The sequence below is a fragment of the Pedobacter sp. GSP4 genome (assembly GCF_051857575.1).
Taxonomy (GTDB): domain Bacteria; phylum Bacteroidota; class Bacteroidia; order Sphingobacteriales; family Sphingobacteriaceae; genus Pedobacter.
Window position 1 is genome coordinate 170369 of the sequence record NZ_JBPZIR010000001.1, and the last position, 16764, is coordinate 187132.

Here is a 16764-nt window from a genome sequence, read left to right on the forward strand (position 1 = left end):
GCGCTAAATTGTGCTATTGTATTGCGCCTCTATAGATTTGGTTCATGAAGCAGTTACCAAAAACTGCTGTCGTAAACTAACCAAATATTAACTTAAAACTAATTTCTATGAGAGGAAGATTTACACTCGTATTCTTCATTTGCTGTATGTTGGTGTTTCCATTTGCTTTATGGGCACAAGACATTCCCGTTACAGGAAAAGTTACAGAACAAAATGGCGCTCCTTTACCTGGGGTAACGGTTAAGCTCGATGGAACAAGCAGAGCAGCATCAACTGATGTAAACGGCGTGTTCAGTATCCAGGCACCGGTAGGCGCAAAATTAACCATCAGTTTAATCGGCATGGCGCCACAAACGGTAACTGTTCCAGCAGGAGGCCGTATCAATGTTACGCTTACTACCGATTCGAAAGATTTAACCGAGGTGGTGGTAGTAGGTTACGGTACACAAAAGAAAAGTGTGGTAACAGGAGCTATTTCCAGTGTTAAGGCTGCCGATTTGGAGAACCAACCTACCACTACACGTTTGGAGCAGGCTTTACAGGGCCGTACATCGGGCCTAACCATTGCGGCACAGTCCGGTCAGCCAGGTTCTGCATCTACCGTACGTTTAAGGGGCTTTACCTCTTTTGGCGGTAAAAATAATCCATTGTGGGTAATTGATGGGGTTGTGGTTGACAATGGAGGGATTGGCTATTTAAACCAGTCCGATATCGAATCTATCGAAGTGCTAAAAGATGCCGCTTCGGCCGCCATTTATGGCGCAAGGGCAGCATCGGGTGTTATCATCATTACCACTAAAAAAGGTAAACTGGGCAAGCTGAACCTCAGCTACAACGGCTATTATGGAGAAGCAAAAGCAGCTAAAAAGTTAGATTTACTTAACGCTACAGAATATGCTACTTTAAGAAATGAAGCCTATACAAACGATTTTGTGCCCGGCCCGGGCGTGGTTTTTACCCTGCCTTACGCCAATCCAGCTGCTCTGGGCGAAGGAACGGACTGGCAATCGTACATTTTCAACAATAGCGCAGCCCGCCAAAACCACGAGGTTTCTATAAACGGGGGCAATGAGAAATCTACTTTCTATTTATCTTTCGGCTATTTTAAGGTTGATGGTATTGTGGCCACCGAGATTTCTAAATACAACAGGGCCAATATCCGCATCAATTCTCAGCACAAACTTTACAAGTGGTTAACCATTGGCGAAAACCTGGGCTACAGCCATTCGATCACAAACGGTATAGGCAATACCAATAGCGAATTTGGAGGCCCTTTGAGTTCGGCCATTAACTTAGATCCGATTACACCGGCCATAATTACCGACCCGGCGGTTGCTGCAACCTATAACAGTTACCCTTACCCGGTATTTAGAGACCCTAACGGAAATCCTTACGGAATATCTACAAGGGTAGCACAGGAGATTACCAACCCTTTGGGCGATATCAGAAGAAGAATAGGCAATTACGATTGGGACCATAACATTGTGGGTAATGCATTTTTGGAAGCAGAACCAATTAAAGGTTTGCGTTTCCGTTCTACCTTAGGTTCAAAACTGGCCTTTTATGGTGGTGATGGCTTTAACCCGATTTATTACTTAAACTCATCTACCTCGAACAACAGAACCCAATTTGCCAGGAACATTAATTATGTAATTACCTATAACCTCGAAAACACGGTTTCTTACACAAGGGCATTGGGCAATCATAATTTAACCTTGTTATTTGGACAGGGATCGTATAGCGATGGTTTTAGCCGTAGCGTAAGCACAACTTTTTACGATGTGCCCGCACAGGATTTCTATTCAGCATCGATGAGGTTTAAACCAGTTGCGACCAGCAGAACATCAGATGGTAGTGAGGGTACCGACCATAAAGTATTTTCTTTGTTTAGCCGTTTAACCTACGATTATAAAGAGAAATATTTGTTCTCGGCACTGATCAGGAGAGATGGTTCTTCGCGTTTCGGAGCCAACAATAAATACGGGTACTTTCCATCCGGACAAATTGGATGGGTACCAACCAAAGAGGATTTCTTTCCGCAGAACAATATTGTTAATTTCTTGAAAATTCGTGGTAGTTATGGGGTAACAGGTAACGATGGTATTGGCGATTTTGCTTACGTACCATTGGTGGCCAGTGGAAGAAACTATACTTTCGGCAACGAAAACGTGGTTAACATTGGTTATAGCCCTGCAGCATCTGCCAACCCTGATTTGAAATGGGAGGAAACCAGACAGACCAATATCGGTATCGACGCCACCTTGTTCGATAATGTAAGCTTGGTTTTAGATTGGTACAAAAAGAAAACTGTAGGTATTCTGCAAAACCCACCTGTACCCGGATACATTGGTAGTGGTAGTCCGGCAGCCAACATTGCCGATATGTCTAACTCTGGTTTCGAATTTGAACTGGGTTACCGCAAAAAATTTGGCGAAGTGAGCTTCGGTATCAGTGGAAATGGATCATTCTTGAAAAACACGATCGATAAATTAAGCCCTGGTGTTAATTTTATTGATGATAGTCAGGCCAGTTTCCAAACCTTGGGTAACATTACCCGTACGCAGATCGGCCATTCGTACAATGAATTTTTCGGCTATGTAAATCAGGGTATATTTCAAACACAAGATGAAATTAATGCCTACAAAGGTCCAAACGGAACTATTTTACAGCCCCTGGCCAAACCGGGTGATGTTAAGTTTGCCAACCTGAACAACGATGAGGTGATTGATGTAAACGACAGGGATTTTATCGGCAATGGCTTGCCTAAATTTACTTACGGTTTAACCCTTAACCTGGGCTACAAAAACTGGGATCTGATCGCCTTCGGTAGCGGTGTTGCCGGCAATATGATTTTTCAGGGACTGAGACGTTTAGATATACCAAATGCGAATTACCAAACCAGCAGATTGGACCGTTGGACACCATCTAACCCATCTACAACACAACCAAGGATAACCGATAAAGACCCTAATAAAAACTTAACCAAATTCTCTTCGCTGTATTTAGAAAAAGGTGATTACTTCAGATTAAGGACTTTCCAGATTGGTTACACCCTGCCTAAAAACATTGTAGGAAAAATAGGACTTCAAAAATTCAGGGTATATGTTTTATCTGAGAATCTGTTTACGGCCACAAAATACAGCGGTTACGATCCAGAACTGGGATCGAACAATAGCGGTAATGCTTTCAGTATTGATAGGGGGCTATATCCTCAGGCAAGATCATTTGTATTCGGGGTTAATGCTAATTTTTAATTAAATTATTATGAAAAGAAAAATAACATACGCAATTGTAATCCTGGCAGGTTTGCAATTATTGGGTGGATGTAAAAAATATCTGGAGATCAATCCACAGGAACGTATCCTTTTGGATAACTACTATAAAACACCGGCAGAGGCTAAAGCTGCCCTAATTTCTATTTACGATAGGTTCGGTTTTCAGTCGGGTGGTTTGTATGATAAGGTGGCCATCATGAACGCCGCCTCCGACGATCAGATTGCTGGTGGTGGTGGCCCTTCGGATATTAACGACCTACAGGTGGTTAATAATTTCACGCTGAATTCTACCACAGGGCCTCAGGGCTATTTATGGAACAAAGGTTATGCGGGGATTTTTAGGGCGAATATCTTTTTATCAAAGATCGGCGACATTGCCATGGATGCCACAACCAAAAATTCTTATATCGCAGAAGCGAAAACCTTACGTGCCATATTTTATTTTGATCTGGTACGCTTCTTCAAAAACATTCCGTTATTAACTTCGGCAGTCGATCCGAAAGATATTTACAATGTATTACAGGTGCCTGCAACAGATGTTTATGCTTTGATTGAGAAAGATTTAACCGAAGCTATTCCGGGCCTGCCCAATACCGTGGTGGCCAAAACAGATGGCGGTCGCATTACACAGGGCGCTGCAAGGGCCATGTTGGGCAAGGTTTATCTGCAACAAGGAAAAAATGCCCAGGCAGCAGAGCAGTTTGCACTTGTAAATGGTGCAACGCCCGGACAGGTTAATCCGGTTTATGGATATAAGCTTTTACCTAATTTTGGCGATCTTTTTAAGGTGTCAAATAAATTCAATTCAGAATCTATTTTAGAAATTGTGCATGCCAACTCTTCAAACGGGGGCTGGGGCGATGCAGGTGCTTCTGAAGGAAACCTGTTGAATATTATTGTAGGTCCACGGGGTTACAAACCAGGTCCGGGTGCACCAGATTACTATTCTGGTTATAGCTTTTTGTTATTTACCAAAGAGTTCTTCGATTTTATCCACTTCGACCCACGCAATAAGGCTACAGTTGCCAATCTGGATAGTTTAGAGAAGAATGGTATTGCTACTTACGAAAAAGGCTATCAAAATACCGGTTATTTCTTAGAAAAAACAATTGGTAGGGTGGCCGATAAGGCGCCAACCGGACAAACAGAACTGAACTTTCCTCAGGATTCTTATGAAATCCGCCTGGCCGATACCTATCTGCTAGAAGCTGAAGCCTTATTGGCCAGTAATGCCGCCGTAGGTACAGGCAGCCGTGCTTACCAGTTGTTAAATGCCGTGCGGGCACGAGTAGGCTTAAACCCTGTTGCCGTAACACTTGATAATATTATTAAGGAAAGAAGGCTTGAACTGGCTGGTGAAGGGCATCGTTTTCTGGATTTGGTACGCTGGGGCAAGGCCTCAACGGTTTTGGCCTTCAAAGGTTTCAAAGCGGGTAAAAACGAAATTTTCCCTATTCCGCAGGCCGAACTTGCCAATACCAAAATAGAACAGAACAAAGAATATGGAGGTAGTAAATAACATCCCGAATATATATGCTTAATTGTTACAGGGAGGAAGTTAAATCTTCCTTCCTGTTTTTTTAGTACCAGATCATCATTTATATAATGCCATTATCCAAAGCCCTTAACCTTTTTATCACCTGCGCCCTTAGCTGCTCTCCGCTTTTGGTATCTGCTCAATCGCAACCCGAAGTGTGGCTTACCAAGGCCGACCGCTCTGTACTGTTTGCCAAACAGCCAGCAGGTTTAAACTTTAGCTCTACTAAAAAAGAACTGCCAACCATTACCGTCAACGATAAGGAAACTTATCAAAGCATAGATGGATTTGGATTTGCCCTTACCGGTGGCAGTGCGCAGCACATAGTTAAAATGTTGGCCCCGGCCAGAGCCGCGCTGCTTAAAGAACTGTTTGCAACTGATGGCAATAACATCGGCATAAGCTACATCAGGTTAAGTATTGGTGCATCAGATTTAAACGAAAAAGTATTTTCTTACAACGACCTTCCCGAGGGGCAGACAGATTTGGAACAGAGCAAGTTTGATCTGGGACCAGATAAAGTAGATATTATTCCGGTAATGAAGGAGATCCTGGCCATAAACCCGAAAATAAAAATTATGGGTTCGCCATGGTCTCCTCCCTTATGGATGAAAACCACTTACGATGCCAGGGGCGGGATGCTTAAACCCGAATATTACGGTGCTTACGCCAAATACTTTGTTAAATATGTACAGCAGATGCAAAAAGAGGGCATCCCGATTGATGTAGTTACCGTACAGAACGAACCCCTGCATCCGGGCAACAACCCAAGCTTATTGATGGTAGCACCCGATCAGGCCCTGTTTGTAAAAGCATACCTGGGCCCAGCTTTTGCAAAGGCAAACATCAAGACTAAAATTGTGGTGTACGATCATAATGCCGACAGGCCCGATTATCCTATTTCGATTTTGGATGATGCAGCAGCCAGAAAGTTCATAGATGGATCGGCCTTTCACCTCTACGGAGGGAAGATAGAAGCCTTAACCGATGTACACAATGCTCATCCCGATAAAAACATTTACTTTTCAGAACAGATGGTGGTAGAACAGCCCAACGCTGCGCTGATCAATATCGTTAATCCGGTTAAGCGCCTGATTATTGGAGCTACCCGGAACTGGAGTAAAAACGTACTCGAGTGGAACCTGGCGGCCGATCCGGAAAATAAACCTTATACCGATAGGGGTGGCTGTTCCATGTGTCAGGGTGCCGTAACCATTGATAAAGATAACTATAGCCGCAACCTGGCTTATTACGCCATTGCCCATGCATCTAAATTTGTCCGCCCAGGTGCAGTACGCATAGGCTCAAACGATTTAACCGATCTGCCCAATGTAGCTTTTAAAACACCAGCAGGTAAACACGTTTTAATTGTGGCAAACAGTGGCAGGGATACAGCTGCCTTTAACCTGAGCTACAATGGTAAAATGATGGAGGCAACGCTCGATAAAGGATCTGTAGCCACATATATCTGGTAATTATCTAATTTCCTAACCTTAGTGATATGTATTTCAAAAAATCTATCTTATTGATCTTTCTCTTCAGCGTCCTTTCGCTCAATGGCTTTGCACAGGGGTTTTTAAAAACCAGTGGTACAAAAATCGTAAACGAAAAAGGAGAAAATGTGCTGCTCCGTGGCATTGGTTTGGGCGGTTGGATGTTGCAAGAGGGTTATATGCTTAAAATTAACAAAGAAGCCCAACAGTACCGTATCCGCGAAAGGATAGCAGAATTAATGGGGCCAAAGCTAACACAGGAATTTTACGATGCCTGGCTGGCTAACCACATGCGCAAAATAGATGTCGATTCGATGAAACGCTGGGGCTTTAATTCTATCCGTTTGCCCATGCATTACAACCTGTACACCTTGCCTGTTGAAAAAGAACCTATAGCCGGTAAAAATACCTGGCTGGAAAAAGGTTTTGCTTTAACCGATAGCTTATTATCCTGGTGCAAGGCCAATAATATGTATCTGATTTTAGATTTGCATGCAGCGCCTGGCGGGCAGGGAAACGATGTGAACATTGCCGACCGCGACCCCTCAAAACCTTATCTTTGGGATAGTGCGGCCAATCAGGAAAAAACAGTTGCCCTTTGGAGAAAACTGGCCGAACACTATAAAAACGAACCATACATTGGGGCCTACGATATTTTGAACGAGCCCAATTATGGTTTCAGCAATCCAACAGAAGATAAAAACGGCACCAAAGAAAAAGTGAATGCCCCACTAAGAAAACTGATGGTCGAAATAACCAATGCCATCCGCGAGGTAGATCAAAAGCACATCATTATTGTTGAGGGCAACGGCTGGGGCAATAATTACAACGGTGTTTTTCCGGTTTGGGATAAAAACATGGTTTTAAGCTATCATAAATATTGGAATTATAACGATGATTCCTCTATAGCGCACATTATTAAGGCCAGGGATGAACAGCAGGTTCCGGTTTGGCTGGGCGAAACGGGCGAAAACTCGAACGTTTGGTTTACCGATGCCATTCGGCTTTTAGAGAAAAACAACATTGGCTGGTCTTGGTGGCCATTGAAAAAAATAGGTGCCAATAACCCGATGGAAATTAAATCGAACCCCAATTACGATACGCTGGTAAAATACCTGAACAATGGGGGCAACAAACCTAAAGATAGCAATGTGTACAGCGGTTTAATGGAGCTGGCCATTTATTCGAAACTGGAGAATACCATTATCCACCGCGATGTTATTGATGCCATGATCCGCCAGCCCTTTAGCAACGCTACCAAACCATTTAAAGCCAATTTAATAGGCGATAAGCAGATTATTTATGCTGTTGATTACGATCTGGGGAAAAACGGCTATGCCTATTTCGATACCGATACGGCCGATTACCACACGTCGACCGGTAAACGCAGCGCCGGTAACCGTGGCCGCATTTACCGCAACGATGGGGTAGATATTGCCAAAGATTCTACCCAGTACGAAAAATATTATGTGAGCAATATCGAAAAAGACGAGTGGCTGCAGTATACCGTAAATGTTGCCAAAAAAGGTACCTATACTTTGAAAATAAATGCCGCGGCCGATCATGTTGATGGCCGCATAGCCATAGCCGTTGATGGAAAAGTAATAGCCAAAGATATTGCCATCCCCAATACCGGCAGTGCCAAAAAGTTTGCAACTTTTGAGGTCGATAATATTACGCTTAAAGCCGGCTGGCAAAAAATTAAGATCATAACTGCAACTGGAGGTTATAATTTTAGTTATATTCAGTTCGTAAAATAAAACTAACCAAAACATCATCTTGAAAGGAACAAAACGTATTCTCCTAATTTTAGGTGCAATGGCAGTGGTAATCACTATCCTTTCAAGATGCATGAATGCGGCCGATCAGTTACCTGTTGATGTGCGTGGCGAAGCCTATACCGGAGCAGCTACCTGCCAAAAATGCCATAAAAGTTTATCCGAATCGTATGCCCATAGTCCACATGGCTTAACCTCTAAACCTGTGGTAGATGCCCAGCTATTAAAGGTTTTTGCAGCAGATTCGAACAGTTTTTTATTTGATACACACCACAAGGTATTGATCGAAAAACGCGATAGCGGTATTTTTCAGGTGGCCTATCAAGATGGTAAAGCAGTGCGCGCACAAAAGTTCGATATTGGGTTCGGATCGGGCGAGAAAGCTTTCACCTATGCTTACTGGCAGGGTAAAAAACTGTACGAACTGCCATTGTCGTATTTCTCGGCCATTCAAAACTGGGCCATTAGTCCGGGTTTTCCAAAAAACACCTATTATTACGATAGGGGAATAACCAGCCGCTGTTTAGAGTGCCATGCATCTTATGTAAATGTTAAGCTCACGCAAAAATCGGCCTTTGCCATGGATGAGGAAATGGAAAAGGGTAGCATTATTTATGGGATAGATTGTGAGCGCTGCCATGGCCCGGGCAAGCAGCATGTTGTTTTTCATATGGAAAACCCAAATGAAAAAAAGGCCAAATTTATAACGCTTTATCAAACACTTACCCGGAAACAAAAAATGGATGCCTGTGGGGTATGCCACTCGGGCAATACCTTAACCGCACAGAAATCGGTTTTCGGTTTCCAGCCCGGCGATAACATAGACGATTATTATGCACAGGATTTTGTGGGCTTTGGCGGCGGTAACCCCGATGTGCATGGTAACCAAACCAGTATGTTAATGGGCAGCAACTGTTATATAAAAAGCGGAACCATGACCTGCCAATCCTGCCACAATACACACGAAAACATAAAAGGCAACCTGAATATTTATTCGCAGCGCTGTATCAGTTGTCACAAAACCGTTAGCCATACCCAAAATACTTTGGCAAAGGGAGCGCTTAGCAGCAATTGTATCGATTGCCATATGCCTAAACAATCGTCCAAACTGATCAGCTTTCAACAGGCCGGGAAAAATGATTTGAGTGCTTATATGCTGCGCTCACACCATATTGCCATTTATCCCGTTAATAAGTAAACCAAACGGTAAGAAAATAGCGGCGATCGGATAAAAGGACTGGATTTCGTACATTTGGTTTCCATCACATTTATTTTAGCCGATATGCTCATAAAACACTACTTAGCGTTATTTATTCTCTTTTCTTTACACACTGCCGTTTTTGCCCAAAATAAATTTACCCTGAGCGGTACCATTCGCGATGGGAACACCGGCGAAACCTTGATCGGTGCCACGGTAAAAGTTTCGGGCCCGGCAACAGGTGCAACCCTAACCAATGCCTATGGTTATTTTGCCTTAACACAGGTTGAAGGCAGTTATACCGTAACCGTGAGCTATACCGGCTACGCACCAGTGGTTAAAACCATAAACTTAACCAAAGATACCAAGCTGAATGAGGAGCTGAAAAGCGCCATCGATTTGGCCGAAGTAACTGTTAATGCCAATAACCGTAAAAATGAAAATGTTAAAAGTGCGCAGATGGGGTTAGAGCGCATTGATATGAAATCGCTTAATTCTATTCCCGTACTGCTGGGCGAAAAAGATATCTTAAAAACCATCCAACTGTTGCCCGGTGTAAAATCGGGCGGCGAAGGCAACACTGGCTTTTACGTGCGCGGTGGTGCTGCCGATCAGAATTTAATTATCCTGGATGAAGCCGTGGTGTACAACTCATCGCACCTGCTGGGCTTTTTTTCTACTTTTAATGCCGATGCCATTAAAGATGTAAGTTTATACAAAGGGGGAATGCCCGCACAATACGGTGGCCGTTTATCATCAGTGCTGGATGTGAAAATGGACGATGGAAACAATAAGGAATTTAAGTTTCAGGGCGGAATAGGCCTAATTGCTTCGCGCTTAAAGGCCGAAGGGCCCATTGTAAAAGATAGAGGTTCTTTTATGGTGAGTTTCCGCAGAACTTACATCGACCTGTTTTTAAGGGCTTCGCCTGATTCTTCCGTAAACGGGAGTACCTTAAATTTTTACGACATCAATGCAAAGGCCAACTATAAAATAAACGATAAGAACACCATTTATATTTCGGGCTATTTTGGTAAAGATAATATCGGTGTAAAGGATTTATTCGAAAATAACTGGGGCAACGTAACCACCACCATCCGGTTGAACCACATTTTTAACGACCGCTTGTTTTCGAACACCTCCTTAATTTACAATAACTATAATTATACCGTACGCCTGCTCAACGATGCCACAAATTTTAAGGCAACCTCGCTGGTCAGGGATTTTAATTTCAAAGAAGATTTTCAGTATTTCAGTAACAAACATATTTTAAGGTTTGGTTTAAATGCCACACAGCACCGTATTTCGCCTATTGATATTGATAGCGACGGCTCATCGCAGGTAAACTCGCTTACGCAGGAAAAAAGATATGGTATTGAATCTGCCGCTTATGTTTCGGATGAGTGGGCCGTAAACGAACACTTAAACTTTTTATATGGGGTAAGGCTTTCTGCCTTTTCGCTTATGGGGCCGGGTAACTTCAGTACTTACGATAAGGATGGCAACATCACATCGACTACAAATGTGGCCCGTGGTAAGTTTTATAAAAATTATTTCAATTTAGAACCGCGTTTCTCGGTAAGTTATCTTTTTAACGAACAAAATTCGATCAAAGCCTCTTATAACCGCAATACACAGAACGTACATATTTTAACCAATGCCACCTCTAGCTCACCAACCGATCAATATGTGCTGAGCAGCAATAACATCAAACCCGAAATTGCCGATCAGGTGGCGTTGGGCTATTTCAAAAATATGGATGAGAACAATTATGAGCTATCTGGCGAAATTTATTATAAATGGCTTCAAAACCAGATCGATTATAAAAATGCGGCCGAACTGCTCGCCAATTCGAATGTAGAATCGGAACTGTTGTATGGCATTGGCCGTGCCTACGGGCTCGAGCTCTTTTTTAAGAAGAAATTTGGTAAGCTAAATGGCTGGGTGGGTTACACCCTTTCGCGCACCGAACGTAAGTTTACAGAGCTGAATAACGGAAAATACTTTCCGGCCAGGCAAGACCGCACACACGATATTTCGGTGGTTGGTATTTACAACATGACCAAAAGATGGACTTTTTCTTCGAGCTTTATTTACAGTACCGGTAATGCCGTTACCTATCCCGCCGGAAAATATACCATTGGCGGACAGGCGGCATATTATTACACACAAAGAAATGCAGGTCGTATGCCTTATAACATGCGTTTAGATGTGAGTGCAACTTTAGAAGGCAAGAATAGGGGTAAGTACCAATCGAGCTGGAATTTTGGGATTTATAACCTGCTGGCCCGTAAGAACCCTTATGCCATAGAGTTTATACCCGATCCGAACGATCCGAACAAGACAGCAGCCGAGCAAACCTCGCTGTTTGGCCTCATCCCATCCATTACCTGGAACTTTAAATTTTAAGGAATTATACCATGAAAAAACTAATCATATATTTTTCTTTTTTTGCCTTGGCATTCAGCTCCTGCAAGAAAATTATTTCTATTGAAACCGAAAATGCTGCCCCTCAAATTGTAATTGAAGGCAAGATTAACGATACGCTGGGCGATCAACAGGTTAAGATCAGCAAAACAATCGGCTATACCGAAAGCAATGTTTTTCCTAAAGTTTCGGGCGCAACCGTTACCGTTACCGATAGCAGGGGCAATAATTTTATTTTTAAAGAAGGCACTACACCCGGCACGTATATCAACAGGATGAAAGGTGTTCCAGGTATAACTTATCATTTGAATGTTACCGTAGAGGGACAGAGTTACACCGCAAGCTCCAAAATGCCCAATGTGGTTAAAATGGATTCAATTGGTATAATAAAAAATGTTTTTTTTGGGCGTGAGCGCAAAACAGCGGCTGCCTTTTTAACCGATCCGGCTAACGAAACCAATTTCTACCACTTTAACCTTTATGTAAACGATGTTTTATCGCAGCGCTTTTATGTAAATAACGACCGCTTAACCAATGGCAATGATTTAAGGATTCAGCTCTTCTTTAAGGCCAATAACGATCACGACAGCGATGAACTGAACAGCAACGATAAAATTAAAGTAGAGATGGAATGTATAGATGCCAATATTTTCGATTATTGGTATGCGTTGAGCCAACAATCCAACAGGGGCCCAAACCAGGGCACTACACCGGCCAATCCAACTTCCAATATCTCTAACCAGGCGCTGGGTTATTTCAGTGCCAATACCTATCAGTCGCTGAGTGCCACGGTAAAGTAGGCGATTTGAAATGAGCTAAAACAACCTAAAATTTTTGCGGTTAATTTAATATGAAGCTGAGTTCTATTATTAATCTGCGAGTCAGTCAGCCTGATCCGATAGTTATCGGATTCATTTCAGGGTCTATCTAGCAGGAAGGATGCTGAAACAAGTTCAGCATGACGATCACATTAGCCATACGGATTAAAAATTGGTCATTACATATAAAAATATTAATCGAATTCAGGTTATGAAGGTATTTATAAGTGGCAACATTGCTCCAGTTGGTTTAAAGCAATTGGAAGAAAACAACATTTCCGTAACACAGTGGCGGGAAGACAGGCAGATTACTGCTGAAGAACTGATCGAAGCCTGTAAAGATGAGGATGCACTGATCAGCGTTGGCCCGAACAAGATTAATGCTGCATTTTTGGAGGCCTGTAGCCATTTAAAGGTTATTGCTCTGCATTCAGTAGGTTACGATCAGGTTGATGTAGCGGCAGCTAAACGCTTAAATATTCCAATTGGCAATACACCAGGGGTTTTAAGCGGCGCAACTGCCGATACTGCATTTCTATTAATGTTAGCTGTATCGAGAAAAGCATTTTTCTCTCACCAAAAAATTATTAAAGGGGAGTGGAAAAATTACGAACCTACGCAAGAGCTGGGCATAGAATTGAACGGGAAAACCTTAGGGGTATTTGGCCTGGGAAAAATTGGGCTGGAAATGGCTAAAAAATGTATGGGCGCTTATAAAATGCCGGTCATTTACCATAACCGATCCCGCAACGAAGAAGCTGAAGCAGAAATCGGGGCCAAATATGTATCGTTTGAAGAACTTATCGCACAAAGTGATGTGTTATCGGTACATACCGCTTTAACGCCCGAAACCAAAGGAAAATTTACCTTGGAGGTTTTTGAACAGATGAAGCCCAGTTCAATTTTTATCAATACCGCCAGAGGTGGCATACATAACGAAACCGATTTAATTAAGGCCTTGGATAGAAAGCTGATATGGGGCGCCGGACTAGATGTAACCAATCCTGAACCGATGGATAAAAGCAATCCTTTGTTATTTATGGAGAACGCTGCGGTACTGCCGCACATTGGCTCGGCCACCGAAGAAACCAGGGATGCTATGGCTAAAATTATTGTACAGAATATTGTTGCCGGGTTAAAAGGGGAGAAGCTACCTTACGAGGTGAGGGGTTAAAGTGGATAAATTAAGATGTAGAGGGATGAGAAGTTATCCCTTGGCTAATGGTTGATAGCTCATAGTCTGATAGCCAACATGTAACTTCCCATCTCTCGCTCAGGTTTAATAGATTGGAGTAAAATTCATCCTATTTATTGCAGCTTCTGGAATGCTTAAAGCCTCATATTAGATTGAAATTAACTTGCGCATGAGCTAATGACAATTAAACTCTTGGTTATGAACTATCGGCTATCAACCATGATCTATTAATCCATTGACCATAGAATCATTATACATCCTTTCTATTTTACTATATACTTAAACACCGATCGGCCTAAGTTTCCGTTAGCATCTATCCCTTCGATAATTACTTTATACTGTCCTTTGCCATCGGCATTGTAATACTCTATAGAAGCATTTCCGGCTGCGTCGGTTACTACTTTCGGGTTCCAGTAAATGGTTGTTCTTAAATCGTTACGGTTTAAATTGGCGGCTACATCATACCTTGGCGAGTAAAACTGCTTTTCTTTGTTATAACCCTGTGGCGAAAAGGTTAACTCGTAATATTTTGGCAGCATATCCATTAATTGTGCCTTCGATATTTTGGTGCCTTTAGGGGCTTTTTTCTGGTTAAATACAATTACGCCGTTTACATTATTTGCGCGGTTAACCAAGCCCAGTTCATCCCTTAAAAATACCTCAACAGATTCGAGCTGGTTGCCATCCAAAGTATTGATCTGGTTAACATCTACATTCATTCCGTTTATGAAAATACCCATCGGAATTCTTTTTCCCTGGTTGTAATCGCGGGTGACGTAAAAATTATTATCGGCAAAAGTAACACCGGCCAACATGCCCTGTAAACAGTTGACCAATAAACCACCACAACCTTTTAAACGGTCGCCGGTAATTTCATGATCGGCCATTTGGCTTAAACCCGATAGGGCAGGGTAATCTTTATGGCTTACTTTCGGAACAACAGCGGCCTTAATATTTACATCTTTTAAGGTATGCAGGTAAGCATATTGCCTTTTGCTGTTATCCAGATAAGTAGTTAGCGCACTATCAATATTCAATACTTCTTCTGCCGCACTGAAATTTCTGGTTAAGGTAGGTACTGGCGCACCATTTAAGCTTAAGGTCATGTTTTTGTAGTTCACATTATACTTAGCCGTTACGGTAACCTTTGATGAATCGTTAAACACCAGGTTCGAAAATTTAAAGTTCCCAACCGGATCGGTGGTGCCTTCTAAATTAAAACGTTTATCCGGAATGCTTAACAACAATGCACCTTTTCTAACCGGAATACCGTTGTTCTGCCTTAAAATACCCGAAATTTCGATACCCTGCTCAGGTAAGAAATCTATTTTAGGAAGCTTATTGGCAATAATATCGGTGTATTTATAGCTGCGGTAGCCTTGGGTCAATAATAAAACATCTAAATCTGCATTCTTTTTCGCATCGGGTGCATTGAAATAGTAGTTTGCCTTTTCGATATAACCTTTAACATCGCTGCTCAGTAAAAGCCCGGTTAAGATGGTACTGGTTGCATCCTCGCTCGAAGGCACTTTTGCTTCATCAACCACTGCAACCGAGAAACTGCCTTCTACAGGTGCGCCATCTTTCTTGGCCGCAACATTAATTTTAACCTTTTTCTTTACGCCATACGCAGTTGTAGCGCTGGTTAAGGCCACCGTCATGTTGTTTTTATGCTGTACAAAAATCAATCTTTCACTAAGCGGTTTTCCCGATTCGTTAAATAAGGTTAACTGCGCAATACCATTAGGGAATTTAGTTTTCAGTATGGTAGAACTATATTCTTTATTGGATAGGGCTGTTTGTGCGCCGTAGCAGATTACGCCTTTGCTCTGCGCAATCAGGTATAGTTTTTTGCCCTGGTACTGCTCAAAAAAAGCATCGTTGGCTACAATTTTAATTACCACATTATCGGCGTTGCTGTTATCAACATTTATGGCTGCGCCATTGGCTGCTACGGCCGGTAAATTATAGCTCTGGCTCGTACCATCGGTATAGGTAACAGTTGCTTTATAGGTTTTTCCGGACTCGGCAAGTAGGTTAAAACTGCCCATGCCCAAATGCTGGTCGGTAAATGTGGCTACGGTTTTGCCATCGCTATCGGTTACCGTACCTTTTGATCCAATGCCTAAACCATCACTTTTAATGGCTTTAAAGGCAACTTTAGTGGTTAGTCCGGCAATCAAACTTCCTCCCTCAGGAAAAAATTGAAAATCTTTACTTAAAATGGCGTTTTTAAGTGGGAACAAACTGCTGGCAACATCTTTATCGGTAGTGTTGATGCTGGTAATCAATTCTCCTTTTTGTAACTGATATTCTGCTTTTTGTGCATTGCTCATGGCAATGGTTAAATATCCATTGGCATCTGTTGTACCCCTGCCTTTGGCAATAACGGTATAACTTGTTACCACCTGCCAACTTACATTTCTGTTGGCGTAAGGTTTGTTGTTGGCATCCTTAAACTGTACCCTGGCATCAATTTTTTCCAGTTTATCAGTCGAGGTGTTTTTATAGCTGATGTGGGTTTTAACTTCCTTATCAATGGCTTCGCCAACATAAAATGTTTTGTTAAAATAAGCTGGGTTGTCGCTGTTCAGCATCCATAGCGTATAGGCCCTGATGTGGTAATTGCCCTGTTTATAGTTGATCTGATCTAAAGGGAAACTGCCATAGGCAAAACCACCGGTAATAGGGAGCTTTAACGTTTGGATTAAAGAATCTTTTTGGTTAATTACATCTACGTAAATAATTTTACTGATGCCTGATAAGAAATTCTGGTTTTCTGTAACATAAGCCTTAAACCAAACAGTATCGGCAACAGCGTAATAAGGTTTATCAAAATGAAGGTAAATCTTTTCGGCAGGGTAATCGTTTAAAACCTTATTGGTTTTGCTAATAATGGTATTTATACCCACTGTATCGGTTTGTGCTGATGCATAAAAAATGGATACGGATAATAGTGAAAGTATAATAAACGATAATCTAAAAATCTTCATGAACTGGATATTAAATGCTAATCCTGTAAATATATCCAATTATCAATAGA

The 16764-nt window shown here is 42.1% G+C and carries 9 protein-coding genes; 8 read left to right on the plus strand and 1 reads right to left on the minus strand.

The features are described 5' to 3' along the window. The first annotated feature begins 107 nt into the window (after positions 1 to 107). From ACS5PU_RS00635 to ACS5PU_RS00670, 8 genes are all read left to right on the plus strand, one after another. Positions 108 to 3254: a SusC/RagA family TonB-linked outer membrane protein gene (locus tag ACS5PU_RS00635; protein ID WP_439457348.1), complete on the plus strand. Its 3147-nt coding sequence runs from the start codon at positions 108 to 110 to the stop codon at positions 3252 to 3254. A gap of 10 nt (positions 3255 to 3264) precedes the next feature. After that, entirely contained in the window at positions 3265 to 4794 is a 1530-nt protein-coding gene (locus ACS5PU_RS00640; RefSeq protein ID WP_439457349.1) for a RagB/SusD family nutrient uptake outer membrane protein, read from the plus strand. Positions 4795 to 4880: 86 nt separating this feature from the next. Next, complete coding sequence (locus ACS5PU_RS00645; protein ID WP_439457350.1) at positions 4881 to 6287, plus strand: glycoside hydrolase family 30 protein; 1407 nt, start codon at positions 4881 to 4883, stop codon at positions 6285 to 6287. Positions 6288 to 6313: 26 nt separating this feature from the next. Further along, positions 6314 to 8065: a cellulase family glycosylhydrolase gene (locus ACS5PU_RS00650; RefSeq protein WP_439457351.1), complete on the plus strand. Its 1752-nt coding sequence runs from the start codon at positions 6314 to 6316 to the stop codon at positions 8063 to 8065. Between the two features lie 19 nt (positions 8066 to 8084). After that, positions 8085 to 9281 (plus strand): multiheme c-type cytochrome, encoded by a 1197-nt coding sequence (locus tag ACS5PU_RS00655; RefSeq protein WP_439457352.1) that lies wholly within the window; start codon positions 8085 to 8087, stop codon positions 9279 to 9281. 84 nt (positions 9282 to 9365) lie between these two features. After that, a complete protein-coding gene (locus tag ACS5PU_RS00660) occupies positions 9366 to 11690 on the plus strand; it encodes a TonB-dependent receptor (protein WP_439457353.1) in 2325 nt (774 codons plus the stop codon). Positions 11691 to 11701: 11 nt separating this feature from the next. Then, positions 11702 to 12508, plus strand: a complete 807-nt coding sequence (locus ACS5PU_RS00665) for a DUF4249 domain-containing protein (RefSeq protein WP_439457354.1) — start codon at positions 11702 to 11704, stop codon at positions 12506 to 12508. 229 nt (positions 12509 to 12737) lie between these two features. Beyond that, the gene (locus ACS5PU_RS00670; protein WP_439457355.1) at positions 12738 to 13700 is read left to right on the plus strand and encodes a 2-hydroxyacid dehydrogenase; all 963 of its coding nucleotides are present in this window, start codon (positions 12738 to 12740) and stop codon (positions 13698 to 13700) included. Positions 13701 to 13984: 284 nt separating this feature from the next. On the opposite strand, the gene ACS5PU_RS00675 is transcribed toward ACS5PU_RS00670, so the two are convergent. Further along, on the minus strand, positions 13985 to 16714 hold the full coding sequence (locus ACS5PU_RS00675) for a carboxypeptidase regulatory-like domain-containing protein (RefSeq protein ID WP_439457356.1): 2730 nt from the start codon (positions 16712 to 16714) through the stop codon (positions 13985 to 13987). Positions 16715 to 16764: the final 50 nt, after the last annotated feature.

Excerpts from the sequence above, each read along its gene's own strand:
- ACS5PU_RS00635 (WP_439457348.1), top strand. The coding sequence starts at position 108 with ATGAGAGGAAGATTTACACTCGTATTCTTCATTTGCTGTATGTTGGTG.
- ACS5PU_RS00640 (WP_439457349.1), top strand. The coding sequence starts at position 3,265 with ATGAAAAGAAAAATAACATACGCAATTGTAATCCTGGCAGGTTTGCAA.
- ACS5PU_RS00645 (WP_439457350.1), top strand. The coding sequence starts at position 4,881 with ATGCCATTATCCAAAGCCCTTAACCTTTTTATCACCTGCGCCCTTAGC.
- ACS5PU_RS00650 (WP_439457351.1), top strand. The coding sequence starts at position 6,314 with ATGTATTTCAAAAAATCTATCTTATTGATCTTTCTCTTCAGCGTCCTT.
- ACS5PU_RS00660 (WP_439457353.1), top strand. The coding sequence starts at position 9,366 with ATGCTCATAAAACACTACTTAGCGTTATTTATTCTCTTTTCTTTACAC.
- ACS5PU_RS00665 (WP_439457354.1), top strand. The coding sequence starts at position 11,702 with ATGAAAAAACTAATCATATATTTTTCTTTTTTTGCCTTGGCATTCAGC.
- ACS5PU_RS00670 (WP_439457355.1), top strand. The coding sequence starts at position 12,738 with ATGAAGGTATTTATAAGTGGCAACATTGCTCCAGTTGGTTTAAAGCAA.
- ACS5PU_RS00675 (WP_439457356.1), bottom strand. The coding sequence starts at position 16,714 with ATGAAGATTTTTAGATTATCGTTTATTATACTTTCACTATTATCCGTA.